This is a genomic window from Paenibacillus taichungensis (assembly GCF_047302525.1).
GTDB classification, from domain to species: domain Bacteria; phylum Bacillota; class Bacilli; order Paenibacillales; family Paenibacillaceae; genus Paenibacillus; species Paenibacillus taichungensis_B.
The window spans coordinates 5,609,819-5,634,040 of record NZ_CP168020.1 but is presented as its reverse complement, the minus strand read 5'-3'; the positions used below and the strand labels follow the sequence as shown (position 1 = coordinate 5,634,040).

At 46.1% G+C, this 24,222-nt stretch carries 25 protein-coding genes; 18 read left to right on the top strand and 7 right to left on the bottom strand.

Features of this window, described 5'->3' with window-relative positions:
- The first annotated feature begins 66 nt into the window (after positions 1-66).
- The 5 genes from ACDJ58_RS25535 to ACDJ58_RS25515 all read left to right on the top strand — a co-directional run bounded on the left by ACDJ58_RS25535 (position 67) and on the right by ACDJ58_RS25515 (position 5,627).
- Positions 67-1,413 (top strand): cytochrome ubiquinol oxidase subunit I, encoded by a 1,347-nt coding sequence (locus ACDJ58_RS25535; protein ID WP_413373626.1) that lies wholly within the window; start codon positions 67-69, stop codon positions 1,411-1,413.
- Entirely contained in the window at positions 1,410-2,444 is a 1,035-nt protein-coding gene (locus ACDJ58_RS25530; protein ID WP_413373625.1) for a cytochrome d ubiquinol oxidase subunit II, read from the top strand. The genes ACDJ58_RS25535 and ACDJ58_RS25530 overlap by 4 nt, the downstream gene beginning before the upstream one ends.
- 8 nt (positions 2,445-2,452) lie before the next feature.
- Complete coding sequence (cydS, locus tag ACDJ58_RS25525) at positions 2,453-2,650, top strand: cytochrome bd oxidase small subunit CydS (protein ID WP_413373624.1); 198 nt, start codon at positions 2,453-2,455, stop codon at positions 2,648-2,650.
- A 71-nt stretch (positions 2,651-2,721) separates the two neighbouring features.
- Positions 2,722-3,786, top strand: a complete 1,065-nt coding sequence (locus ACDJ58_RS25520; protein WP_413373623.1) for an MBL fold metallo-hydrolase — start codon at positions 2,722-2,724, stop codon at positions 3,784-3,786.
- A 215-nt stretch (positions 3,787-4,001) separates the two neighbouring features.
- Positions 4,002-5,627: an ABC-F family ATP-binding cassette domain-containing protein gene (locus tag ACDJ58_RS25515; protein ID WP_413373622.1), complete on the top strand. Its 1,626-nt coding sequence runs from the start codon at positions 4,002-4,004 to the stop codon at positions 5,625-5,627.
- Between the two features lie 168 nt (positions 5,628-5,795).
- Here the strand turns inward: ACDJ58_RS25515 and ACDJ58_RS25510 are convergent, their stop codons facing one another.
- The gene (locus tag ACDJ58_RS25510; RefSeq protein WP_063566591.1) at positions 5,796-5,984 is read right to left on the bottom strand and encodes a hypothetical protein; all 189 of its coding nucleotides are present in this window, start codon (positions 5,982-5,984) and stop codon (positions 5,796-5,798) included.
- 292 nt (positions 5,985-6,276) lie between these two features.
- Between ACDJ58_RS25510 and ACDJ58_RS25505 the strand changes: the two genes are divergently transcribed.
- Positions 6,277-7,167 (top strand): cation diffusion facilitator family transporter, encoded by an 891-nt coding sequence (locus ACDJ58_RS25505; RefSeq protein ID WP_413373621.1) that lies wholly within the window; start codon positions 6,277-6,279, stop codon positions 7,165-7,167.
- 105 nt (positions 7,168-7,272) lie between these two features.
- Here the strand turns inward: ACDJ58_RS25505 and ACDJ58_RS25500 are convergent, their stop codons facing one another.
- Positions 7,273-7,776, bottom strand: coding sequence for a hypothetical protein (locus ACDJ58_RS25500; protein ID WP_413373620.1), 504 nt, complete (start codon positions 7,774-7,776; stop codon positions 7,273-7,275).
- A gap of 398 nt (positions 7,777-8,174) precedes the next feature.
- Positions 8,175-8,339 (bottom strand): DUF1328 domain-containing protein, encoded by a 165-nt coding sequence (locus ACDJ58_RS25495; RefSeq protein ID WP_017692264.1) that lies wholly within the window; start codon positions 8,337-8,339, stop codon positions 8,175-8,177.
- A 219-nt stretch (positions 8,340-8,558) separates the two neighbouring features.
- Between ACDJ58_RS25495 and ACDJ58_RS25490 the strand changes: the two genes are divergently transcribed.
- The 11 genes from ACDJ58_RS25490 to ACDJ58_RS25440 all read left to right on the top strand — a co-directional run bounded on the left by ACDJ58_RS25490 (position 8,559) and on the right by ACDJ58_RS25440 (position 20,847).
- Complete coding sequence (locus tag ACDJ58_RS25490) at positions 8,559-9,071, top strand: DUF948 domain-containing protein (RefSeq protein ID WP_413373618.1); 513 nt, start codon at positions 8,559-8,561, stop codon at positions 9,069-9,071.
- A gap of 66 nt (positions 9,072-9,137) precedes the next feature.
- Positions 9,138-9,671 (top strand): hypothetical protein, encoded by a 534-nt coding sequence (locus ACDJ58_RS25485; RefSeq protein ID WP_413373617.1) that lies wholly within the window; start codon positions 9,138-9,140, stop codon positions 9,669-9,671.
- 93 nt (positions 9,672-9,764) lie between these two features.
- Positions 9,765-10,109, top strand: a complete 345-nt coding sequence (locus ACDJ58_RS25480) for a general stress protein (protein ID WP_064640589.1) — start codon at positions 9,765-9,767, stop codon at positions 10,107-10,109.
- Between the two features lie 391 nt (positions 10,110-10,500).
- Positions 10,501-11,670, top strand: coding sequence for a PP2C family protein-serine/threonine phosphatase (locus ACDJ58_RS25475; RefSeq protein ID WP_413373615.1), 1,170 nt, complete (start codon positions 10,501-10,503; stop codon positions 11,668-11,670).
- A complete protein-coding gene (locus tag ACDJ58_RS25470) occupies positions 11,667-15,386 on the top strand; it encodes a response regulator (protein ID WP_413373614.1) in 3,720 nt (1,239 codons plus the stop codon). Before ACDJ58_RS25475 ends, ACDJ58_RS25470 begins: the two co-directional genes overlap by 4 nt.
- 71 nt (positions 15,387-15,457) lie before the next feature.
- The gene (locus tag ACDJ58_RS25465; RefSeq protein WP_413373612.1) at positions 15,458-16,330 is read left to right on the top strand and encodes a CheR family methyltransferase; all 873 of its coding nucleotides are present in this window, start codon (positions 15,458-15,460) and stop codon (positions 16,328-16,330) included.
- 16 nt (positions 16,331-16,346) lie between these two features.
- On the top strand, positions 16,347-18,023 hold the full coding sequence (locus ACDJ58_RS25460; protein ID WP_413373611.1) for a response regulator: 1,677 nt from the start codon (positions 16,347-16,349) through the stop codon (positions 18,021-18,023).
- Between the two features lie 86 nt (positions 18,024-18,109).
- Positions 18,110-18,448 carry an STAS domain-containing protein gene (locus ACDJ58_RS25455; protein WP_053778980.1) on the top strand — a complete coding sequence of 113 codons (339 nt, stop codon included), beginning with the start codon at positions 18,110-18,112 and terminating at the stop codon, positions 18,446-18,448.
- An 18-nt stretch (positions 18,449-18,466) separates the two neighbouring features.
- Entirely contained in the window at positions 18,467-18,919 is a 453-nt protein-coding gene (gene rsbW, locus ACDJ58_RS25450) for an anti-sigma B factor RsbW (protein WP_063566601.1), read from the top strand.
- Entirely contained in the window at positions 18,916-19,689 is a 774-nt protein-coding gene (locus ACDJ58_RS25445) for a sigma-70 family RNA polymerase sigma factor (RefSeq protein WP_024631358.1), read from the top strand. Before rsbW ends, ACDJ58_RS25445 begins: the two co-directional genes overlap by 4 nt.
- A gap of 129 nt (positions 19,690-19,818) precedes the next feature.
- Positions 19,819-20,847 carry a magnesium transporter CorA family protein gene (locus tag ACDJ58_RS25440; RefSeq protein WP_413373610.1) on the top strand — a complete coding sequence of 343 codons (1,029 nt, stop codon included), beginning with the start codon at positions 19,819-19,821 and terminating at the stop codon, positions 20,845-20,847.
- 25 nt (positions 20,848-20,872) lie between these two features.
- Here the strand turns inward: ACDJ58_RS25440 and ACDJ58_RS25435 are convergent, their stop codons facing one another.
- The 4 genes from ACDJ58_RS25435 to ACDJ58_RS25420 all read right to left on the bottom strand — a co-directional run bounded on the left by ACDJ58_RS25435 (position 20,873) and on the right by ACDJ58_RS25420 (position 22,880).
- Positions 20,873-21,223 (bottom strand): DUF5665 domain-containing protein, encoded by a 351-nt coding sequence (locus ACDJ58_RS25435; protein ID WP_413379827.1) that lies wholly within the window; start codon positions 21,221-21,223, stop codon positions 20,873-20,875.
- 97 nt (positions 21,224-21,320) lie between these two features.
- The gene (locus tag ACDJ58_RS25430) at positions 21,321-21,728 is read right to left on the bottom strand and encodes a YtxH domain-containing protein (RefSeq protein WP_413373609.1); all 408 of its coding nucleotides are present in this window, start codon (positions 21,726-21,728) and stop codon (positions 21,321-21,323) included.
- Positions 21,729-21,792: 64 nt separating this feature from the next.
- Positions 21,793-22,050: a GlsB/YeaQ/YmgE family stress response membrane protein gene (locus ACDJ58_RS25425; RefSeq protein ID WP_413373608.1), complete on the bottom strand. Its 258-nt coding sequence runs from the start codon at positions 22,048-22,050 to the stop codon at positions 21,793-21,795.
- 134 nt (positions 22,051-22,184) lie between these two features.
- Positions 22,185-22,880 carry a phosphatase PAP2 family protein gene (locus ACDJ58_RS25420; RefSeq protein WP_413373607.1) on the bottom strand — a complete coding sequence of 232 codons (696 nt, stop codon included), beginning with the start codon at positions 22,878-22,880 and terminating at the stop codon, positions 22,185-22,187.
- Between the two features lie 179 nt (positions 22,881-23,059).
- On the opposite strand from ACDJ58_RS25420, the gene ACDJ58_RS25415 reads away from it, so the two are divergent.
- Entirely contained in the window at positions 23,060-24,079 is a 1,020-nt protein-coding gene (locus ACDJ58_RS25415) for an asparaginase (RefSeq protein ID WP_413373606.1), read from the top strand.
- Positions 24,080-24,222: the final 143 nt, after the last annotated feature.

Genomic DNA, 24,222 nt, shown 5'->3' with positions numbered 1-24,222 from the left:
GGCATTTCATCACACAGGTGGTATGAAGTCGTACATAACGATTATGTGAAAGAGGAGTGTAGCCCCATGTCATCCCTGGACCCTGTTCTGCTCAGCCGGATGCTGACCGGTCTTACCCTGTTTGTGCACATCATTTTTGCTTCCATCGGTGTAGGCGTTCCACTCATGATCGCCTTGGCTGAATGGCGCGGACTGCGCACCAATGATATCCATTACACCTTGCTGGCGCGCAGATGGGCGCGAGGTTTTGTCATTACCGTTGCCGTTGGGGTGGTTACAGGCACCTCAATCGGTTTACAGCTCAGCCTGCTGTGGCCGATGTTTATGCGAGTAGCGGGGCAGGCGATTGCCCTGCCGCTGTTTATGGAGACGTTCGCCTTTTTTGTGGAGGCGATCTTTCTTGGCATTTACCTCTACACATGGGACCGTTTCAAAAAGAAATATACCCATATGCTGCTGCTGATTCCGGTGGCACTAGGTTCCTCTGCCTCTGCGATATTCATTACAACGGTGAATTCTTTTATGAACCAGCCTCAGGGGTTTACCCTGATTAATGGCATCATGAAGGACATCCATCCAATTGCTGCGATGTTGAACCCGGCTACCCCGACCAAGGTATCCCACGTGCTCGCCTCGTCATACACATTAAGTGCGGGTATATTGGCAGGCATCGCCGCATTCAGCTTGCTTAGGGGTAGGGATCATGTGTATTACAAAAAGGCACTTAAACTCACAACGGTATGTGCGCTCGTATTTGCGGTCAGCACCGTCATGATCGGAGATTCTTCCGGTAAATTTCTGGCGAAATACCAGCCGGAGAAGCTGGCTGCCGCAGAGTGGCATTTCAAAACGATGACAAAGGCGCCGCTGGTCTATGGGGGGATTCTTGACGAGAACAATGAAGTGAAATACGCCATTGAGATTCCCTATGCACTCAGCATACTGGCGGGAAATAGACCCGACACGGAAGTGAAAGGGCTGGAAGGATTTCCGGCCGATCTGAGGCCGCCGTTGTCCATTCACTATATGTTTGACCTGAAAGTAACGACCGGCGTGATCATTCTGCTGATTCCGGTGCTCTATGTGTTCCGGCGCTGGCTGCCGGGGCGCAAGCCTTATCCCAAATGGCTCTTGCTCGGCATCGTCCTGCTTGGGCCACTGGCCATGATTGCCATTGAGCTGGGCTGGATGTTCGCCGAGGTCGGCAGACAGCCCTGGATATTGCGCGGTTACATGAAGGTGTCGGAAGCAGCAACAACATCATCCTCCGTAGGCTGGATGCTGGTTCTGTTTATACTGCTGTACCTAATCCTTTGCTTTTCAGCGATTCGGGTACTCAGCAAGCTGTTCCGTAACAAGGAAGCAGAGAAGGAACTGGAGTCTCTCGGCTTGGAAGGAGGGATCGTGCATTGAGCTTTGAAATTGCAGGCATCGCGATCTTATGGACGTTTTTATTTGGATATCTGATCGTGGCTTCAATTGATTTTGGAGCCGGATTTTTCAGCTTTTACAGCATACTAAGCGGACACGAGAACAAAATCCATAACATTATTCAGCGCTATCTCTCACCCGTGTGGGAAGTGACGAATGTGTTTCTAATATTTTTTGTTGTCGGTCTGGTCGGATTTTATCCGGATAGCGCTTTTTATTATGGGACAGCGTTGCTTGTTCCAGGTTCATTGGCCATTGTGCTGCTTGCGATTCGGGGCGTGTATTACGCCTATAATACCTATGGGAATCATGGGCAGAACAGCCGAATCTACATGGCATTGTACGGAGCGACGGGATTGCTGATCCCGGCGGTGTTTTCCACCATTTTGGCGATATCCGAAGGTGGAATTATTGAGGAGGTAGGTGATCAGGTATTTTTTCGCTGGCGTGAGTTTCTGACGAATCCGTATACCTGGTCTGTTGTATTGCTTGCTCTGGTAAGTGTGCTGTATATCTCAGCGATGTTTCTTTCCTACTATGCCAAGCGGGCGGAGGATGAGACTGCGTTTGAAGTTCTTCGAGAGTATGCGCTCCTATGGAGCCTGCCTACGATCTTCGCCAGCTTTCTGGCATTTTTGCAAATTAACAAACAGAATCCTGCACACTTTGAGCAGATGTTGAATATCTCATGGATGTTTATCGCATCTTTTATCTGTTTTGTGATCGCCGTCTCGCTAATATGGAAACGTAAATATTTGGGCTGGTGCTTTATCGCCGTCATGCTGCAGTTTGCCTTTGCCTGGTACGGCTATGGGCGCTCGCATCTTCCATACATTCTGTATCCGTACATTAATATATACGACAGCTTTACGAACAAGACGATGGGTATTGCGCTCATTACGGCGTTCAGCCTGGGATTGCTGGTGCTCATTCCTTCACTCGTGCTCATTATGAAGCTGTTTCTGTTTGATGCCAATTATGTGCGGGGTAATGCTGGCAAAAAGAAAGGATGAGTCCGTTCATGCTTCCCAACATGCTGTTCATCATGCTTCCACGGTTGTTTTTCAGCTCTGACGCGGGAGTGACAGGTATTCCGGGTATAACGGGATTAAGTTTTTTTGAGACCTTTACGATTATGTACGCCCCACCACTGATCATCGTGGCTGCAATTGCGTTTTTGTTCGTCTACTTGGCGAAGTGCACAAATCCAAAGGATTGATTCGTTGGTACGTACTTTCCAATTCGGGGTAATCTTTTGTTAAGATACGAGGAGGGGAGGAGGGCCCTTTCATGCCGAAAATCCGTTATAACAACATTGATAATGTAAGTACAGACAAAACGCTGAAGGAATTCAAGCAATGGAGGGAGCAACGGCGCAGCAAAGTTAAGGATTATTCCTACACCGTGCCCAAGCACCCACCTGAACTGGATTACCTCCACGCCAACCGGGCTGAAACAACGATTACCTGGATCGGGCATTCCACGTTCTTTATTCAATATCATGGACTAAACATCGTGACAGACCCGGTCTGGGCCGAGAAAATGGGATTTCAGCGCAGGCTCGGTGCCCCTGGCATTCCGATTCAGGATATTCCGCCTCTGGATGTCATTTTGATCTCACATTCCCACTATGATCATTTGCATCTCGCATCGCTGCGGAAGTTGGTCACAGCCAAGACGCTGCTCATTGTTCCCGATGGTCTCAAACGCAAAATGGTGCGCAAAGGATTCCATCGGTGTCATGAGATGAAATGGTGGGAACATATTACGCTTGGCGGTGTCAAAATAACCTTTGTACCTGCGCAGCACTGGACGCGCCGAACCTTATTTGATACCAACACGTCCCATTGGGGCGGTTATGTATTCGAGCAGAATCACCCGGCAGTCATTCCGTCTGAGGAGAGTGCTGCGATGAGCGAAAATCATGATCATGAAAATTCCCGAGCAGAAGGAACGGATGATCCAATAGAGGCATCGGCTGATCATCCTAATGGCGGCCCGCCGGTTATTTATTTTGTAGGAGATACAGGATACTTTCAGGGATTTAAAACGATCGGTGAACGCTTCGATATCGGTGTCACCCTGATGCCAATCGGAGCGTACGATCCAGAATGGTTTATGACATCCCAGCATGTGACGCCGGAAGAAGCGTTGCAGGGATTTGTAGAAACGGGTTCCCAGCTTATGGTCCCTATGCATTATGGAACATTTAAGCTGGCGGATGACACACCCAAGGAAGCACTCGATCGAATGGACGTGGAACGAGAAAGACTGGGAATCAACGCCGAACGTATTCGGGTACTGGGACATGGCGAGACGCTCCGCATCCGGCACGAGAAAAGTAAACAAGACTAACAAAAGTGATCCAGATATGCTAATGTAAGGGTATACCCGCATGAACAGTACATTTACCAAATCTTTAACGATTAAAAAGCGGCCAATTTTCGAATTTGCCGCTTTTTTGTGTTATAATATGGTGCCAGAATAGGCTTCGGGATATTGAATCCATGATTAATGCAAGTTGCTATTCATGCAGTATGCAGAATATTAAATAAAGGATGGTATGCTTAATGATCAGTACAAGCGGCATCACGCTTCGCTACGGAAAACGTGCACTTTTTGAAGATGTGAATATCAAATTCACGCCAGGCAACTGTTACGGCCTGATCGGCGCCAATGGAGCCGGCAAATCAACGTTCTTGAAAATTTTGTCCGGTGAAATTGAATCGAACTCGGGAGAGGTGCACATCACCCCGGGCGAACGCATGGCCGTATTGAAGCAAAACCACTTTGAATATGATGAATTTCAAGTGCTCGAAACGGTAATTATGGGCCACAGTCGCCTCTATGCCATTATGAAAGAGAAAGATGCGCTGTATGCCAAATCAGATTTTACGGAAGCAGACGGCCTGCGTGCCGGCGAGCTTGAAGGTGAATTTGCCGAGTTGAACGGTTGGGATGCAGAGCCGGATGCAGCAGCACTACTGATTGGTCTTGGTATTGACCGTGACATGCATGAGAAGAAGATCGTAGAACTGAGCGGAAACGAAAAAGTTCGTGTCCTGCTTGCACAAGCATTGTTTGGTCGTCCAAACAACCTGCTGCTCGATGAGCCTACCAATCACTTGGATCTCGAATCCATTCAGTGGCTGGAGAACTTCTTGATGGACTATGAAGGTACTGTTATTGTCGTATCCCATGACCGTCACTTCCTGAATAAAGTATGTACTCACATTGCGGATATCGACTTTGGTAAAATCCAGCTGTACGTAGGAAACTATGACTTCTGGTACGAGTCCAGCCAATTGGCACTTGCTCTGCAACGTGATGCCAATAAGAAAAAAGAAGAGAAGATTAAAGAGCTGCAAGCCTTTATTCAACGTTTCTCTGCGAATGCTTCCAAATCGAAGCAAGCGACTTCGCGTAAGAAACAGCTCGACAAAATTACGCTGGATGACCTTCGTCCATCGAACCGTAAATATCCATTCATTAACTTCAAACCTGAGCGTGAAGCAGGTAAACAATTGTTAACCGTAGATCGTATCAGCAAGTCGATTGATGGTGTGAACATGCTGAATGATCTCAGTTTTGTAGTGAATAAAGGGGATAAAATTGCCTTTGTTGGCCCGAATGGCAATGCCAAATCGTTGTTATTTGATATCCTTATGGGTGAAACGGAAGCAGATGGTGGCGAATACACTTGGGGTATTACCACAACCCAGGCTTATTTCCCGAAAGATAACTCCAAATATTTTGACGGAGTAGATATGAGCCTCGTGGACTGGCTTCGTCAATATTCCAAAGATCAGGATGAAACGTACCTGCGTGGATTCTTGGGTCGTATGCTATTCTCAGGAGAGGAATCCCTGAAGAAAGCAAGTGTACTCTCCGGAGGCGAGAAAGTTCGCTGTATGCTGGCGAAAATGATGCAAACTGGCGCCAATGCCCTGATTCTGGATGAGCCAACGAACCACTTGGATCTGGAGTCCATTACCGCACTGAACAACGGTATGATTGATTTTGACGGCACCATGCTGTTTACATCGCATGACCATCAGTTCATTCAAACCATTTCTAACCGGATTATCGAAATCACGCCAAACGGCATCATTGATCGCCAAATGAGCTATGATGAGTATCTGGAAAGTGACGAAATTAAAGAATTGCGTAACAAAATGTACCCAGTAGAGGCTTAAGATAAGCTAATCTGTTTACATCGAGTATTGTTAACATGGTTAAACTGTTTGTTTTTATAAAGTGAAAAAAGAACCGCAAGCTCTCCAGAGGAGGCTTGCGGTTCTTTTTTTGGTCATACAGGGTGATCCTGTAACCATAGAGACTCTCATACAAGAGCTTCTTGCGGTCTAGGATCCGCCAGTACGGCGGCGCTGATTGTTAGGCTTTTTGTTGTTTTGGCTCTTCATTGCTTTGGGTCCGCCTTCAAAATAGGCACTGGACTGGTTACCTGTGTTTGCCTGTTCTTTCTTCTGCGCCAGTTTCTGGCGTATGGCATCCTGCAAACTGACCTTTTTCGGTTCGTTATTATCGCTCATCGTTGTTTCCCTCCCGGTCTTACAGTAAGCCGTCCAATTTGGACGGGATGTACTCATTTTATACGTTTTACAAAAGCCCCACAAGGGCAACCTGATAAAATGCTGGAATCCTTCACTTTTTTGACTGGGGCAACATTCTTTCTCTTCACCTACAGCCCTGCGGTCTGGCAACTTTGTTTCGGCTTCCCTACAGCAATGCAGCTTGGCAACACTGTTTCTGTAGACCCACATGGTACGCATTTGGTAACATGGAACAACCGTAATACGAAACGTTAAAGGAGTGTCGCCCGGTTTGAACGCCTATGAAGAAATACGCAAAGGGGAGCGCGGGGCTTGGGTCAGTATCGTGGCCTATCTCGTCTTGTCCGCCTTTAAACTGATCTGTGGATATTTATTTGCTTCCAGCGCTTTGCTGGCGGATGGTTTTAATAACCTTACGGATATTGTTGCTTCCGTTGCTGTGTTGATCGGGCTTCGGATATCCCAGAAACCACCCGATTCGGATCATGCCTATGGTCATTTTAGAGCGGAGACGGTTGCTGCTCTGATTGCTTCATTTATTATGGCTATGGTCGGCCTGCAGGTGCTGGTTGAAGCTGTTCGTTCCTGGTATGAAGGAGATTTTGTTGCTCCCAATCTTTGGGCCGCAGCAGTTGCTGTGGTCTGTGCGGTAGTGATGCTAGGCGTATATCGCTACAATCACCGTCTTGCCAAGCAAATTAACAGTCAGGCCCTGATGGCCGCGGCCAAAGATAATCGTTCGGATGCCTGGGTCAGCATAGGGGCTGCGGTCGGAATCATCGGTGCACAATTTGGTCTTCCTTGGTTGGACAAAGTAGCTGCAATTGCTGTAGGTCTGTTGATCTGTAAGACAGCTTGGGAGATTTTTCGGGATTCAACACATCGTCTGACAGACGGATTTGATCAGAAAGAACTGACAGACCTAAGATCATCTGTGGCTCGGGTTCCTGGTGTGGAAATGATCAAGGACGTGAAAGCGCGTGTGCACGGCAGTCATGTACTGGTAGATGTGGTTATTGAGGTGGATGGAGGACTGAGCCTGATCGAAGGTCATCAGATCTGTGACCGGGTTGAAGAGCGCTTGAAACGTTCACATAATATTATGCATGTACATGTGCATGTGGAGCCGAAGATGGAAGAAGGCACGACGGGAAGCCCTTGAAACCGGGAGGGATAAACCGGAAATAAGCGCATTTGAAATGAAAAAGAGGACAGCCGCTGCCTGCGTGCTGTCCTCTTTACTTATCGTTAGAACGATTATACGATACTATTGAATAGCAACGTGGATCCAAGCTTTACCTTTCCACGTATATACTTGTACCCATTGACCGCCATCGAATCCATCTACAACTTCACCTGTCGTATCGATGACTTGGGAACCCAGTGCACCGATTGGTTTGCCATTAGGTGCATCATAGAACCATGTGCGCTCCAAAAGGTTGAGCAGCATCGTAGGGACCAGCACCTCATCTCCTGCTTTTACAACAGGCTCATCGAACATTTTTCCGTCAGTTGTTGGAGCTGTTGTTTCAGTAGTCGTTGAAGTACCTTCTGTACCCGTTGTGTCTTCTGTTGTGCCAGTTACGGTCTCAGCTGTGCCTTCTACAGTGTCTACAGCAGGTTTGTTCACTTCAACAGCCGGCGTTGTTGTGGTTGCCTGTGTTCCTGTTTCTGGAGCTACCGTTCCGGTAACCGCTTCCTCAGCACCTGCGGCTGCAGCCATGGAACCCATCAAAGTCAGAGCAGCGGCAAAACTTACGATTTTTTTCATTTGTTTTTCCTCCTCGGTTAGGTATGTAATTTGTTGTCCTGTGTTAAAAGTAACCAAGCAAGCTCACTTGTGAATCACAAATTATAACAATATTTTCTTGGATTCTCCAGTGTCAACTGGAGCATATGTGGGTATAGGGAGAGCCTGTAAATATCATACTTCGGTGGGAGAAAACCGGGTTGGCTATGTCATAATGGTCCTGTTTTTATGATGTAATCGGGGAGAAGCGATGGAATAGACCAGAAGGGAGCGTAATACATAATAGAGATAAGTCGCGATGTCCTTGGGGAACAATTGTTGCAAAAAAGATATTATGAACGCACAAAAGCCTACCGGCTTTTGCAAGCACGATAGGCTTTTGTATGTATCGAGTGTTGTTCATATTTGGGAAGCCCCATTCATCGCATTCGGCTGCGTCCCGTAATCAGGGAGATGACGAACAGTACAACAAAGATGAAGAAAAGTACTTTGGCAATGGATGCAGCTGCCTCAACAATACCGAAGAATCCGAAAATACCTGCAACAAGAGCAATAATTAGAAATAGTACCGACCATTTCAACATGGGTATCATCCTTTCGTTTATAGAACTTGGTAGCGAGAAGTGTTCGTCTCACTGCCGTGTGTAGTTGTTCTTTAACCGAGGCCTTTCGGGTTGAAACATTGCGATATTTTACCAGCCGGGGTTGTTTTTACCGTTGATATCCTATTTGTTTCGCCTCGGAATTGGTCGGGTAACTAAGCAATAACAAAACCGATTTATACTGGAAAGTGAGGTTCTTTTATGATCTATCAAATTAGTGTGGCTTTAATTGCAATTGCATTTGCAGTACTTGTATTCTTCTTAATCCGTACCTTGAAGTCTGCTCAGGGTTCACTCGACAATGTGTCACAGACACTGCAGGAAGTTCAGAAGACCATTGATGAGCTTAGTTATGAAGTCAAACAGACGGTAAGGCATGCCAATGATATTACGGTTGATGTGCAGCACAAAATGAAACAAATTGATCCCGTTATGGAATCTGTACAAAATCTGGGAGAAGTACTGAACGAAGTAACGGAAGCAGCAAAGCAGGTGTCATCCACTTTGATGGCCAAGTTTCAGACGAAACGCAGCAGCAGTGAACAGAGCAAACGTTCAGAAGTAGACAATGTAGTACAGACGCCGCCTGCTACACCGACAGATCGGACACTACAATCCTATGAAGCTACATATCATGATGATGCCAAAGGCGGGAAAAGCTGGCTGAAATATGTGGATGTAGCCGCTAATGTATGGCAACGTATGCGGAAATAGCATGACCGTTTTGTAATTAATAGATGTCTTCAGAGCGGTGATGAACCTGATGAAAGGGTGAGAATCATGATGAAAATACTGCTTGTTATGTTTAGCGTAATTTCTCCCTTTTCCGTTCAACCGGCAGCGGTACCCGCTGCTCATGATATGCAATGGACGGTAGTGGAAGAGGAGACACCAGAGATCATTCTGGCTGCTGATCGATCCGGACCTGTCCAGCACTTTCGGACTCTGAATGGCATTTCTCTGGATGACAGCATCGATGATATTTTAGCCAATAAAGGCAAACCGGTTCATAAGGAACATGATCCTTATCTGGGTTGCCCTGAGTACCAATTCAAAGATGTAACGGTTGGGCTCTGCGAAGATACAGGAGTGGTCAATTATGTGCATATTGATTCATCCGAGAAACGTCTGAAGCTTAATCAGGAATGGATTGATATGAATATTGAAGCCATTCGAGATGTGTTAGGCAAGCCGTATTATGTAGCAGAGGATGGAGAAGTATTTCTTCGAGGAAGTCAGGCGCTGAAGGTTTATATGAAACCAGGCTCCAATCATATTGAAGGAATAGACCTCTTTGATGAATCGGTTTCCTAGGATTGGTTAATCCAGAAGCGTTTCAACCCGATATCGTATGGTTATATACTAAGTAGCTCGATAAAGAAGATCAATCAGAGGAGAGTGGAAACGATGAATTCAACCAATGCGCAAGCTTATGCAAAAGTGGTAGAAAACGGAGTCCAAGCGGTAGAAGCGGTGAAAGAATTGCAGATTACCGGATACCTTGCTGATCATATCTTCGTTCTAGCCCATGAAAAGGATCGTACAGATCGGATTGCCGATACGGCAGATGCCAAAGAGATTGGCATCAAGGAAGAAGGCGTATTTGATTCCTTGGCGAATCTGTTCCGCTCCCGCGGTGATGAACTCCGGGCCAAAATTGTTTCGATGGGCTTCACCGAAGCTGAGGCAGATTTTTACGAGAGTGAACTCGATAAAGGCAAAGTACTTGTGATTGCCAAAAAGAAAGAATAGCTTAGCCGATACACACACGTAAGCTGGAGCCCTCTGAAAATGGACAAGCTTCAGAATCGAGTATTTTGCATCATTCAAAAGAGCTTTCAAGTTGATAACGCAGAATGCTTAACCAAAAACATAGATAAGGAATGGGGATATCCCCATTCCTTATCTATGTTTTTGCAAGTTTGGAAGCGGGATCAGAACGCAGCAAAAACAGGGTAACAAGCGGGGGAATTCTCCTGCGATGGTGCCATTTACTGATAGAAGTTTTCTGATAATACGATTATAGTTATACTAGGAATTATTATGTCTACCGCTGTGTTGTATGCGAAATTTGTATAATTAAGGTTGTTAGCTGACCTGATAAGAATCGACAAACCCGGACGCCACAGATAAGGAGATAGAAATGAGAATACTTATTGTTGACGACAATCCGACGAATGTCATTATCATTCGAGAAATTCTGAAAAAAGAAAACTATCGTGACATTGTAACGGCAAGTTCTGCCATGGAGATGTTTGAAGTCCTTGGGATTGGTGAGGAAAACAATGAACTTCGTCCCAAGCCGTCGGATATTGACCTGATTTTGCTAGATATGATGATGCCGGAGATGGACGGAATCGAAGCATGCAGCATTGTGCAGAAATTTGAAAATCTCAAGGATATACCTATTATTATGGTAACCGCGATCGGAGATTCCAAGAAATTAGCCGAGGCGTTGGATGCAGGTGCATCCGATTATGTGACCAAACCTATTAACAAAGTCGAACTGATGGCCAGAATCCGTCTTGCGCTTCGTCTGAAGCAAGAGAAGGACTGGCATAAAGAGCGTGACCAACGGATTCAGGATGAACTGAAACTTGCGGCAATGGTACAGAATGCTGTGTTAAGTCCCGCTATTGAAGATCCGTTGTTTCACGTTAATGCTATTTATAAACCTTCGTTTGAACTTGCGGGTGATCTGTATTCGTGGTACCCACTTGGTGAAGGCAGATATGGAGTCCTGCTGCTGGATATGATGGGGCATGGGATATCTTCATCACTATTTACCATGTTCATTGCTTCCGTGCTGAAAGACACCGTTACAACGTATGTAGACCCGGAGAAGGTTATTCAGGAGTTGAATCGTCGCTTTAATCAGTTGCATCTAGAAAAACAGCTGGTGCAGTACTATTTTACAGCCATATATCTGGTAGTAGATACACGAATGAAACGTATTGATTATGTTAACGCAGGGCATCCGCCAGCACTCTTTTTCCGTCACGACGGAAGTGTGACAACGTTTGACAGCGTCTGCTGTCCTGTAGGTCTGTTCGACAAGATGGATATTGAACCACAGACGATTCACTATGAAGGCGATGGGCACATTGCACTTTATACGGATGGTTTAACTGAAGCCGTTCAGGGCGATCAGGAAATGCAGCAGGCTTTTCTAAAGGAACAACTGGCGGGTTCCCACGAGTGGGATGAAGCGGCCATGCAGGCGTTGTTCTTCGATGATGAAATTCCGCAGGAGCGGGATGATGATAAATGTTTGGTATGGATTACCTTAAATAAAGGGGTCGAAGCTGAATGAAGATCAGAAATAAACTGCTGATTGGCTTTACAGCTCTGATGGCCATTATGATCGTGCTTACGTTTGTGAGTTACGAACGGCTTAACAGCAGTAATCAACAGATCGATCAGATGTATCAGGAGCGATACCTCAAAGTCAGATATACTTCTGCTACACGTGGAGAGGTCAATGATATAGCCAAAGTGCTGGCTAACTTGTTGCTTAATCCCAATAATTCGATTAGTGCTGCAGACGGTGATTTGAAGGAAATGCAGGAAAAGGGCGAACGCTACCTTGAGGAAGTTCGGAATCGGGCGGACAGCGCACCAGAGCATCAACTGGTGGATCGTGTGAATACGGCCTGGGCAGCTTACAATGCTTATGCCGCAAGACAGGTCAGTTTTATGTCTCAGAATCGGGCAGAGGATGCCAATAACTACCGGAATTCAACCGGTTTGGCGGTACAAAAGGAAGCTGTAGACAGCCTGAATGCCCTGTCCCGTTATCAGGACCAGGAGATAGATACCGAGATTAAGGATGCGAACGCAGCCTATATGCGCGCGGTACAGATTACAGTAGCCATCATGATTGCCGGATTGCTACTCGCATTGGGTGTCATTATGTGGGTACTGCCAAGCATTACACGTGGTCTGAACACCGTGTCCATGATGATCAACAGTTTTGGTAAAGGCCGTTATCGAACCATTCGGCGTATACAGGTCAAGTCCACTGACGAGATCGGTCAGATTGCCAGGGTGTTCAAGGATGTCTCCAATGATTTGGAAGAGAAACTGGAAATCGAGAAAGCTTATGTACAAGCACAGCAAGATCAGAACTGGATGAGTTCGAACATAGCCAGAGTTCCGGAATTGTTGCGGGGCATAGGTTCAATTCGCCAGATTTCACAGATGTTCATCAGTGAATTTACACCTGTACTTGGAGCTCAACTGGGTGTCGTATACCTGATCGACGAAGAGAAGCATCCGGACGAACTGAGACGTTATGGTGCTTATGCATTTGAAGAGAATGAAGATGTTGGCAAAGAGGTTTACCGTATCGGCGAGGGATTAATTGGCCAAGCCGCATTGGATATGACGCCAATTATTCTGGAAAAAACCCCGGAGGATTATGTGAACATCGGATCAGCAACGGGGTCATCGCGTGCTTCTGGTGTGATGATCTACCCTGTCGTATTTGAGGATGAACTGATTGGCGTTGTCGAACTGGCTTCGTTTGAAGGGTTCACGAATCTGCATACACAGCTGTTCTCGCAGCTGATTATGAATCTGGGCGTCATTCTCAACAACGTTCGTCGCCGTTTGCGGGTGGAGGAGCTGCTGCGTGAATCCCAGGCGCTCACCGAGGAATTGCAGGTGCAATCTGAAGAGCTTCAGACACAGCAAGAGGAGTTACGCCGTTCCAATGAGAATCTGGAAGAACAGACGGGGGCCCTCAAACGTTCTGAGGAGCTGTTGCAGCGTCAACAGGAAGAATTGGAGCACTTTAATACCGAGCTGATTGCCAAGACTCGCGCACTGGAAGAACAGGTGCGTGAAGTGGAAGAGAAGAACGACGAGATTGAGATAACCAAAACACAGTTGGAACAGCAAGCCATGCAATTGTCGATGACGAGCAAGTACAAGTCGGAATTTTTGGCAAACATGTCGCATGAACTGCGTACACCACTTAATAGTCTTTTGATTCTGTCCCAATTGTTATCTGAGAACAAGGATGGAAATCTGAGTGTTAAACAGCAGGAATATGCACAGACGATCTATATGTCCGGTGCCGACTTGCTGAAAATGATTGATGAAATTTTGGATCTGTCCAAGGTGGATGCAGGCAAAATGGATATCAATTATGAAACGGTGCGAATGGAAGAACTGACCAGCTTTGTTCAACAGAATTTTGGCCCAATGGCTAATAAAAAAGAACTCAACCTGAACATTGAATTCGACAGCAATTTGCCGGAATGGGTATATACCGACAGCCATCGCGTCAAGCAGATTTTGCGGAATCTGTTGTCGAATGCGTTCAAGTTTACCAACCGGGGATCTGTAAGCCTGATTGGACGGAAGATGAAAATTGAAGAGCTTCCAGGGTACCTGAATACGAACCAGGAATATGTAGGATTTACCGTGAAGGATACCGGGATCGGAATTCCTTCGGACAAAACGGATCTGATTTTTGAAGCATTCCAGCAGGTGGACGGTACAACCAGCCGCAAATATGGCGGAACGGGCCTGGGACTGTCCATCAGTCGCGAACTTGCCCGCCTGCTTGGCGGTGCTATCCAGGTAGAGTCTTCCGAAGGTGTGGGAAGTTGCTTCACCTTGCTCCTGCCAGATAATCACGATGAGGAGGTTCAGGTGGACGATGCGGCAAGAGAAGCCGCTGCTGCTTCTGAGAGTGAAAACTTTGGAAGAAACTCACGGATGATGGGTTCGGGCAGACAGACCGTACTCACACCTGATCCGGAAAGTAGTTCATTTATGGAGCTGCCTCAATCGGACTCACCTGTGCTTGAACAACTGGAAGATGATCAGGAGAACCTCTTGGAAGGTGACAAGATTCTCCTCATTATTGAGGACGATGTGAATTTTGCGCATATTTTGATGGATATGGCGAGAGGCAGAGGATTTAAGGCTATCGTGGCGCTTCAGGGAGACAAAGGACTCGAAATGGCCCGTCAATATTTGCCGGATGCAATTATCCTCGATATTCAGTTGCCTGTGATGGATGGCTGGGCGATTCTGGGTGAACTGAAAAGCAGCTCGGCGACACGTCATATCCCGGTACATGTTATTTCGGTAATTGATGATATGAAACAAGGGCTAATGATGGGAGCCATTGCTTATCTGAAAAAACCTTCCAGTAAAGATTCGCTGGATAAAGCTTTCTCGCATATCGAATCCTATACAGAGAATCAATTGAAACGACTATTGATTGTGGAAGATGATGAAATACAGCGGAAAGCCATCATTGAACTGATTGGCCACGATGATGTCGCAATCACAGCAGTGTCCACGGGCAGTGAGGCCTTGAATGAATTGCACAGTCAACGCTATGATTGCATGGTTCTGGACTTGATGCTGACAGATATGACTGGATTCGAGTTACTTGATCAGATTCGGGACGATCAGTATCTGAATGATCTGCCGATCATTATTTATACTGGCAAAGAGCTGGACAGCAAAGAAGAGATGAAGCTTCGTAAATACGCGGAGTCCATTATCATCAAGGACGTGAAGTCACCAGAACGTCTGCTTGATGAGACGACCTTGTTCTTGCATCGAGTAGAAGCTAACCTGCCGGAAGACAAGCGTCGAATTCTGCAGAAGCTGCATAATAAGGAAACCTTGTTTGAAGGTAAGAAAATATTGCTTGTGGATGACGACATCCGTAATGTATTTGCCCTTTCAAGCGTGCTTGAAGGCTATCGCATGGATGTGACATTTGCGGAGAACGGCCGTGAAGCTCTGGAGATTCTGGATAAGAACCCGGAAATTGATCTGGTATTAATGGATATGATGATGCCGGAGATGGACGGTTATGAGGCCATGACACGAATCAGACAGATACCGAAATTCGAAAAATTGCCAATTATTGCCTTAACCGCAAAAGCTATGAAAGATGACCGTGGCAAGTGTATTGAGGCTGGAGCATCCGATTATGTGAAAAAACCGATCCAAACGGACCAATTGTTATCCTTAATGCGGGTATGGCTGTATTCGTAACCCGATAGTTTGGGTAATGAAAGACAATACATCTATTACGCAAGTAACAAATGAAGAAGTGGAGAGAAAATATGACACCGTGGGAACCTACCGAGGCGGAGGCAGAATCGATCCGCATGCCGCAAGACGAAGAGCGTGAACTGATCGAGATCGAGTTGCTGTTGGCAGGTATGCACCGTTTATATGGATATGATTTCAGGAACTACGCGTTACCGTCGTTAAGACGCAGAATCTGGCATTATGTACATGCCGAAGGACTGAAGACCATTTCGGGTTTACAGGAGAAAGTACTTCATGACCGTTCTGCATTTGATCGTTTTGTACAGAATCTGTCCATCCCTGTAACGGAAATGTTTCGTGATCCAACCTTGTTTCGGTTCTTTCGGGAACAGATTATTCCTGTACTGAGGACTTATCCATATATCCGGATATGGCATGCTGGCTGTTCTACAGGGGAAGAAGTCTATTCCATGGCGATTATGCTGCATGAGGAAGGACTGTACGACAAGGCAAGAATATACGCAACAGATATGAATGACCGCTCATTGCAACAGGCCAAGGAAGGCGTATATGGCATTGAGAAAATGAAATTATATACTACAAATTATCTGGAAGCCGGGGGCACCCGCGCATTTTCGGAGTATTACACCGCGAAATATAATTCCGTTATATTTCATCCTTATTTACGGAAAAATATTATTTTTGCCGAACATAATTTGGCAACAGACCGGTCTTTTAACGAGTTTAATGTGATCTTTTGCCGCAATGTCATGATTTATTTCAATGATGAACTGCGGAACCATGTACACGGACTTTTTCATGAAAGTTTGAGCCACTTCGGCATCCTTGTTCTGGGATCTAAGGAATCCATACATTTTACGGAATTCAGCGATGCTTACGAGCCGTTAGACCGGACGGAAAAAATATACCGGAAGATTAAATAGGGGGTTAAGCTTAGTCATGGGGCTCAATGAACCAATCCACATATTATTGGTAGATGACCGCCCCGAGAACCTGCTCGCTCTCGAAGCGGTTCTGGAATCGGAACAGTACAAGCTCGTCAAGGCAACCTCCGGGGAAGAGGCACTTCGCTGTTTGCTGAAAGACGAATTTGCGGTCATTGTGCTGGATGTGCAGATGCCTGGGATGGACGGAATTGAGACAGCAAAGTTAATCAAGGCGCGTGACAAGTCTAAGGACGTGCCGATCATTTTCATCTCTGCAAATAGCAGAGAGGCAGAGCACTTATTTGCAGGTTATTCCGCAGGGGCCATTGATTATATGGTCAAGCCGTTTATCCCTCAGATTTTGAAATCCAAAATTGAGGGCTTTGTAGAAATGTTTATCACGAATAAACGTTTGAAAACACAGACGATGCTGCTGCATCAGAAGACGCAGGAACTGGAGAAGATGAATCAGCAGCTCATTCAGGCTAAAGAGGAAGCGGAAATCGCTGCAAACGCGAAGACCGAGTTCCTTGCCATGATGAGTCATGAGATTCGTACGCCGATGAATGGCGTCATCGGTATGGTTGATCTGTTGATGGAAACGGATCTGAAGGAAGATCAGAAGGAATACGCGGACATTGTTCGTCGCAGTGCCGATGCACTTGTTACGGTGATTAACGATATTCTTGATTTCACCAAGATGGAATCCGGCAAAATGGAGTTGGAAGAGCATCCGTTCGAACTTGTTTCCTGTATTAGTGAAGTATTGAGACTGTTCGCGGCAGAAGCCAGCAAAAAGAATATTGAGTTGGAATATTTCCTGGAAGATTCGGTACCCGAATTGATCTATGGAGATATGGCAAGACTGCGTCAGGTTTTGCTGAATCTGATTGCCAATGCCATCAAGTTCACGGACCATGGCGGCGTGTATCTGATCGTATCCGTTAATGAGGAAAAAGACGGGCGAATGACGCTGGAGTTTGCTGTGAAAGATACAGGAATAGGTATAGCACCAGACAAAGTAGACCGTCTGTTCCAGCCGTTTTCCCAACTGGATACATCTATGACGCGCAAATATGGTGGAACCGGTCTGGGGCTGGCTATATGCAAAACGCTCGTTGAAATGATGGGTGGAAAGATATATCTAGATACGTCGGAGCTGCGTGGTGCAACGTTTGTATTTACTATTCAGGCGCAGCGGTATGTCGAAACTGAGCTGACGACAGGTATGGGGGACGTTCAGCTTACGGACATTAAAAAAAATTATGAAATGCATCCAAGCGTATTAATCGTTGATGATCACCCTATTAATCAGAAACTAATGTCAATTATGCTGAGCAAGCTTGGACTCATCGCAGATATCGCCGAAGATGGCAAGAAGGCGCTGGAGATGGTTTTGGCGAACCGCAACTATGATTATATATTTATGGATTTACAAATGCCCGTGATGGATGGATTGGAGTGTACTCGCAGAATTCGTGAGAGCCTTCCTCAAGACCAGCAGCCGGTTATTGTAGCGATGACCGCCAATGTCATGGATGGTATTCAACAGCGATGTTCCACTGTAGGTATGGACGATTACATCAGCAAACCTGTAAAAATGGGCAATGTGAAACAGAAGTTGTCCCGATTTCAGGAAGAAAGGCAAGTGTTCAAATCCAACGCATCGGCCATAAATCAGGCCAATTGAAATATTTTCTAATTCGATTACTGTTTCATATTTGCTGTAGATGGGTTATTAGGTAAAGAAACCATTGATCAGGAGAGAGATGTCTAATGAATACAAATAAAAATGAAAAATTCAATGCAAGAACAGAAACACATGACGGCGTGTGCACGGTGTATCTGACTGGCGAACTGGATTTGTCGGTTGCTCCTGAATTCCGTTTGGTGATGGAGCCGCTCGTGGACAACAAGGAACAAGATTTGATCATTAACATGCAAGACTTGAAGTACATCGATAGTACAGGCATTGGTATCCTGTTATCTGTTCTGAAAGCACGGCATGGAATGGAAGCTCGCTTTGAAGTACAGGAAGTTCCTGCGCAAATTCAGAAACTTTTTGATATGACGGGTATTGCCAAATTCTTTGTCTCACAGAAGAATTCCCAATAGGAAAGGATCGAAAAAGGAATGAATGCAGAAGTTCAAAGAGTCACCCTTAATTTACCGGCGACAGCTGATTACGTTGATATTGTAAGACTCAATCTATATGGTGTTGCGTCCAAAATGGGATTTTCTTATGAGGACATTGAGGATATGAAGGTTGCTGTATCCGAGGCCTGTAATAACTCTGTACTGTATGCTTACTCACACGAAGGCGGCATGGTTGAGGTTGTGTTCGAAGTGGATAATGACACGCTGGCTATTACCGTCAAAGATGAAGGTGCCAGCTTCGAGAACATTAACCCGGCGGTATCCCGTGCAGGCCTTCACGACAAAGAGCTGACAGATGCCCAAATCGGTGGACTTGGATTTTACCTGATGCAAGCTCTGATGGACGATGTCAGTGTGGAAAGTGAGACGGGCAAAGGTACGAAAGTAGTACTCGTAAAACGTCTTGCAAGAAGTGAGGAGAAAGTATGAATGAAAAAGTGACTCCCCCAGAGTCCATGTCTGAAGCTATAGGTTTGATCTGGGAATACCAGCAAACCCAGGATAACGAAATTGCAACAGTTCTTATCCGCAAATATGAACCGATGGTGAAGATGGCAGCAGGTAAAATTGCGCGGAATCGACCCGATCTGTATGAGGATTTGTATCAGACCGGGCAGATGGCTCTGATTCGTTTGCTTAAGCAATACGATATCAATCTCGGTATTCCGTTTGAACCTTATGCCATGAAGAGCATGATCGGTCATATGAAAAATTATTTGAGGGACAAGTCCTGGTATATTCAGGTGCCCCGCAGAATTAAGGAAAAGGGAGCACTTGTCCAGCATGCCATTGATGAATTGACAGTGAAGCTGGAGCGTTCACCAGGTGTGAACGAGATTGCTGAATACCTGGATTTAACCCCTGAGGAAACCATCGAAGTCTTGGCTGGTCGGGAATGTTACCATTATGTGTCACTGGATTCTCCGCTATCACAGGATGAGAGTGCGGCCACTTTGGGCGAACTGATCAGTTCTGATGTGAATGACTTCGATTCGGTTGAGAAGCGGATGGACTTGCAGCAGGCATTGGGACAGTTGAAGGAACAGGAACAAAAGGTGCTTATTTTGGCATTTCAGGATGGTCAGTCGCAGCGGGCAATTGCTCAGAAATTGGGAGTCTCCCAAATGAGTGTATCCCGTATCCAGAAGCGAGCCACTGAGAAATTAAAACAGATTATGTCGAATGCTTCATTATTATGAGATGCAGATCGGTGATGATATTGAGCACGGCATAGAGAAGGACACGTGATTCCAATGGAATGCATACGTGTCCTTTTTTTGGGATCAATGATTTTCTAATGAACAGTATGAATGCAGGAGTGGATGTTTGTGATTGTGGATAAAGTCAAGCTGGAAGCGCGTCGGGACAAGCTTACCTACTCAGACCATTGGGAATGGTGGGATTGGGTGGCACCTGATCAGGAGAGTATGGCTGATGCCTTGGAGGAACTAACGAGCGTATTTCCAGAAATGCAGTACTGGCTTCGCAAAATACCGGAGGTAGAGTCCAACTACCTGTCCGTCCGCTTCATGAACGGCACGGAGCCCGTGATATTCGGGTCATTATTATATGCGGTCAAGAATGAAAGAAACGATCAACGTAAAGATAATCAGATGTTTTTCTATGTGGATCAAGAAAGACTGGTTACCTTGAATGTAGATGACAATACCAGAGGGATTATGAATACAGGTGAACGTGCAGCCATGTTACAACAGTGCAGTGAAGCAAGGGACGGCATGTTTGTGCTCTTTCGTGCCATATTGCATTATTACCATGTGGGTATGGATCATTTTGAGATGAATCTGAGGGAATTGGAGCGGACGATGGAATCCCGCAATGCTCGCACGTTGATGGATCAGATACTTGCGGCTAGATTTGAGTTGCTGTATTGGAGTAATCTGTTCATTCCGTATTCCGAGCTGATAGCCGCCGCCAGGGAAGCCTACCTTGATGAATTGAAAGAGAATCGCTTTTTCCAGCAGCTCCAGCACCGGATCGAAAGGATGGAGCGTTTGTTCAAACATTATGAGACAGAGATTGATACACTGATCTCCATTGATAATGCCATTTCAGGGGTGCGGGGCAATGAGATTATGAAGACACTGACCCTTGTAACCTCGGTATTCACGCCGGCAACGGCTGCAGGAGCCATCTGGGGAATGAACTTCGAGAATCTGCCTTGGATCGACAAAACATGGGGTGTTGTACTCGTCCTTGCGCTTATAATCATTAGCATGATCGGCATGTATGTATGGATGATGATGAAGGGCTGGACAGGGGATCTGCTCAAAGTGAAGGCCTCCCAGCCGTCGGCCAAAGAAACAGAGAAGCATGCCAATGGCAATCGAAAGCGATGACGTTGCCAGCCTCACCCTGTGCCTTTTATTTTTTGTAATCTTCAATGTATCCCAGTAAGTCAGCAATATATTGTCCCACAATCGGCATGTTTACGAATTGACTGAGAATAAATGCGAGCAGACCAAGAACGACGAAGGTCCCTACCGTCAAACCCAAACCACGTGCCATACCAGCGGTGAAGTTGGTAATGATACGTTTTTTGGGACTGCTGTAGTTTTCGATAATATCCTTGATTTGAGATTTTTCCAGACTGTCTGCAATCTGATCCAGCCGTGTGTTCAGACGTTTGACCTCATGACGCAATTCAAAAGGGTGTTCTGTTGTATCATACTGTTGTGCGGGTTTTCCTCTGGTAATGGGCGTATTGCCGTTCATTGTGACTTTACTCATGTTCTTCCTCCTTTAATCTCGCAGTGGATAAAAAATAGCCAGCTGGAATACAGCTGGCTATTGGTCACTCGATCAACAAGCCTTACAGGCTGGTCGAGTTCAATTCTTTACGTGCATCTTCCTTTGCTTCTACAGAAGCGGCAGCCACTTCGTCCGACGCTTTGGATGCTTCATTCGCCACATCAGCGGAAGCTTTTCTTACGGAGTCCATAACGTCATTACGGCCTTGGTTTACCGTTTTTGCAATATCAGAAGTTTTGGAAGAGACCGTTTTAGCCAGTTCGGAAGCTTTATCCCCGACAACCGCTGCAACTTCTTTTGTGCGATCTGTAACGATCCCCACTTTCTCGGAAAGGTCACCACGCAATTCGCGCCCTGGTTTAGGGGCAAAGAGTAATGCTGCTGCTGCTCCCAGCAAACCTCCGATGAAAATTCCTTTGGCGAAAGTGGAACCGCTTTGTACAGGATATTGTTCTTCTGTTTTATTCATGTCAAATCACTCCTTCTTCAAATTTAAGAAACGGATACGAAACAACGAACACCTTGTTGACCGATCAGGCAGCCTGTCTGAACAGTCTGGACACAAGCCCCAGCAAAAAGACAAAGAGCGCTGTTCCAATGATGGCAGGAATTACGGCAAAGTTACCGATGACCGGTCCCCAGTTACCAAGCAAGAGTGCTCCCAGCCAGGCTCCGGCAAATCCGGCAACCATTGCACCGATGATTCCTCCAGGCATGTTATGGCCGGCAAGTGCATCACCAATCACACCGATAATGACTGCCATAACAATGCTGATAATGATACCCCACATAACAACCGCCTCCTTTTTGTTTGATGTAGGATGGTGTCTGTTCGCGTTTGCTTACTTCGTATATAAACGCCGTGCTTCCAGGTGAAACAATCAATGTAGGGAGAAATGTACTGGAAATTGTAGGATAATACAATTCAGACGGAACGTTGAATCCCCTTAATCATGCAGAAGATCCAAGCCAGACCAGCGGCGAATCCGGTGAAGACATCAGTTGGATAATGTACCCCCAGCATAATGCGACTGATACCGATCAGGAATATAAACAATATTCCGCAGAGGACAGGCAGAGTAACTCCAGATGCCCGTTGATGTCGTTCAATCGCCCAGATGACAAAGAGCATTCCGTAAAAACCCATCGAAATCATCGCATGACCACTTGGAAAACTATATCCGTGTACGACCAACAGATGATCCAGTTCAGGTCTGCTCCGCTTGAATATTTCCTTCAATAAGGTGTTGAGGATCCACATCATGGCAAAACTGCTGAGTAACGCATATCCATATATGAGGAAACGAGGACGACGCTGCCACAAGAGTAGAATTGAAAAACCGATAGCTGCCATGGCAGAAAGTCTGAAAGAACCGAGCGCAGTAATGAATGAAATGAAAGGCAACAGATGAAGACGTGAATCCGAGTTCAGATAAAACAACTGCTGGATACGATCATCCAATGAAAGGATAACATCGTTACCCAGCAACGCTCCCAGAGTCGCCAGCAAGAAGACGACCGAAACGCTGGCTATAATTCCGACACCAGCCCAATTGAGCAGTGGACGTACCGAAGTTTTGCTAGCTAATCCGGAAGTGGGTGAATGCGTTTTGCGCAGCATAAATGAATATCTCCTTCAGCGATGGTAGTAGGTAGATAAAGATTGATAAAGGATTACCCGAAATGTCTGTCGAAAAAACTGTAAAAACGTCGCTTTTGTACTATACTATTTAAGATATCCCATGCGGCGTCGTGACGCAAAGCAGAGATGAATTCGGGAGTATAAAGGAGAGAACTCGCATGGAGAGTGCCCTGTTAATTAAAGAATACCGTGCGGGCGTTATGGAATGCGCCCATTACGGACACATAAGCATTACGGATGAGAACGGCAATGTTGTATATTCAGCCGGCGATCCTCATTTTAGAGCGTTTACCCGTTCCTCCGCCAAACCTTTTCAGGCCATTCCGGGGATTCGGGCTGGTATTGCCGGTCATTATGGCCTTACATCTCAGGAAATTGCCATCATGTCTTCCTCGCACCGATCGGAACCGATGCATATTCAGGTGCTGGAGCAGTTAGAAAGCAAAATAGGATTGGGTGAAGAGTGCTTGATTTGCGCACCGAGTTATCCCCTAAATGAAGAAAGCCGGAATCAATGGCTGCGTGCTCAAGGAGAGAAGCGTCGTATTCTCCACAACTGCTCCGGTAAACATCTAGGCATTCTCGCATACACTCAGATGAAACAGGCCGATTTGGGAAGTTATGCAGAGCCAGAGCATCCAGTACAGCGTGAAATTCTGGAGACCATGGCCTATATGGCAGGGATTGAACAGAAAGAGATTAAACTTGGGACGGATGGCTGCGGCTTTCCGGTATTTTCGTTGCCGTTATCGGCATTGTCGAACGCATATCTGAAGCTGGCTTGCCCGGATCTGATCGAGGACCCATCTACACGCTCCGCGGTAGAGACCATTACTGGAGCCATGAACGAATATCCATTAATGGTAGGAGGAACGCAGCGTGTGGATTCCGTGCTGCTTGAAGACAGCAACATTGTAGCCAAAGGCGGTTTCAAGGGTGTGTTTGGTTTTGCCCTGAAAAAGGAACGCCTCGGAATTACGTTCAAAGTGCTTGACGGTTCGGAAGAAGAATGGGCCTTTATTGCCCAATCCATTCTGGAGCAGATTGGGTATAGCAATCGGAAAACCATTGAACGACTGGCAGAAGTATATCCACCTGACATTCGGAATGACGCAGGTAAAGTCGTAGGGCGGGCAGATAGCGAATTCAAGCTTCACTCAACAGAAGAAAGCGTATAACCATATGCAAGGGGCGTGATTAGAATTCCCGGACCACGGGTAAAGATGACATACCAACTGGTATTAATCTATAGAATTCTAAATATACACGCAAGAACTGTTGCGAAAGTGCGGCAGTTTTAAACCCTTGGAGGTGGATGAAC

What these genes read in the sequence shown, in the direction of transcription:
- ACDJ58_RS25500 (WP_413373620.1), bottom strand. Translation starts at nt 7,776, where the DNA reads ATGAAAAAAATCGTAAGTTTTGCCGCTGCTCTGACTTTGATGGGTTCC.
- ACDJ58_RS25515 (WP_413373622.1), top strand. Translation starts at nt 4,002, where the DNA reads ATGATCAGTACAAGCGGCATCACGCTTCGCTACGGAAAACGTGCACTT.
- cydS (WP_413373624.1), top strand. Translation starts at nt 2,453, where the DNA reads ATGCTTCCCAACATGCTGTTCATCATGCTTCCACGGTTGTTTTTCAGC.
- ACDJ58_RS25460 (WP_413373611.1), top strand. Translation starts at nt 16,347, where the DNA reads ATGGGGCTCAATGAACCAATCCACATATTATTGGTAGATGACCGCCCC.
- ACDJ58_RS25490 (WP_413373618.1), top strand. Translation starts at nt 8,559, where the DNA reads ATGATCTATCAAATTAGTGTGGCTTTAATTGCAATTGCATTTGCAGTA.
- ACDJ58_RS25475 (WP_413373615.1), top strand. Translation starts at nt 10,501, where the DNA reads ATGAGAATACTTATTGTTGACGACAATCCGACGAATGTCATTATCATT.
- ACDJ58_RS25520 (WP_413373623.1), top strand. Translation starts at nt 2,722, where the DNA reads ATGCCGAAAATCCGTTATAACAACATTGATAATGTAAGTACAGACAAA.
- ACDJ58_RS25510 (WP_063566591.1), bottom strand. Translation starts at nt 5,984, where the DNA reads ATGAGCGATAATAACGAACCGAAAAAGGTCAGTTTGCAGGATGCCATA.
- ACDJ58_RS25535 (WP_413373626.1), top strand. Translation starts at nt 67, where the DNA reads ATGTCATCCCTGGACCCTGTTCTGCTCAGCCGGATGCTGACCGGTCTT.
- ACDJ58_RS25455 (WP_053778980.1), top strand. Translation starts at nt 18,110, where the DNA reads ATGAATACAAATAAAAATGAAAAATTCAATGCAAGAACAGAAACACAT.
- ACDJ58_RS25445 (WP_024631358.1), top strand. Translation starts at nt 18,916, where the DNA reads ATGAATGAAAAAGTGACTCCCCCAGAGTCCATGTCTGAAGCTATAGGT.
- ACDJ58_RS25485 (WP_413373617.1), top strand. Translation starts at nt 9,138, where the DNA reads ATGATGAAAATACTGCTTGTTATGTTTAGCGTAATTTCTCCCTTTTCC.
- ACDJ58_RS25425 (WP_413373608.1), bottom strand. Translation starts at nt 22,050, where the DNA reads ATGTGGGGTATCATTATCAGCATTGTTATGGCAGTCATTATCGGTGTG.
- ACDJ58_RS25495 (WP_017692264.1), bottom strand. Translation starts at nt 8,339, where the DNA reads ATGTTGAAATGGTCGGTACTATTTCTAATTATTGCTCTTGTTGCAGGT.
- ACDJ58_RS25470 (WP_413373614.1), top strand. Translation starts at nt 11,667, where the DNA reads ATGAAGATCAGAAATAAACTGCTGATTGGCTTTACAGCTCTGATGGCC.
- ACDJ58_RS25465 (WP_413373612.1), top strand. Translation starts at nt 15,458, where the DNA reads ATGACACCGTGGGAACCTACCGAGGCGGAGGCAGAATCGATCCGCATG.
- ACDJ58_RS25435 (WP_413379827.1), bottom strand. Translation starts at nt 21,223, where the DNA reads ATGAACGGCAATACGCCCATTACCAGAGGAAAACCCGCACAACAGTAT.
- ACDJ58_RS25415 (WP_413373606.1), top strand. Translation starts at nt 23,060, where the DNA reads ATGGAGAGTGCCCTGTTAATTAAAGAATACCGTGCGGGCGTTATGGAA.
- rsbW (WP_063566601.1), top strand. Translation starts at nt 18,467, where the DNA reads ATGAATGCAGAAGTTCAAAGAGTCACCCTTAATTTACCGGCGACAGCT.
- ACDJ58_RS25480 (WP_064640589.1), top strand. Translation starts at nt 9,765, where the DNA reads ATGAATTCAACCAATGCGCAAGCTTATGCAAAAGTGGTAGAAAACGGA.
- ACDJ58_RS25420 (WP_413373607.1), bottom strand. Translation starts at nt 22,880, where the DNA reads ATGCTGCGCAAAACGCATTCACCCACTTCCGGATTAGCTAGCAAAACT.
- ACDJ58_RS25430 (WP_413373609.1), bottom strand. Translation starts at nt 21,728, where the DNA reads ATGAATAAAACAGAAGAACAATATCCTGTACAAAGCGGTTCCACTTTC.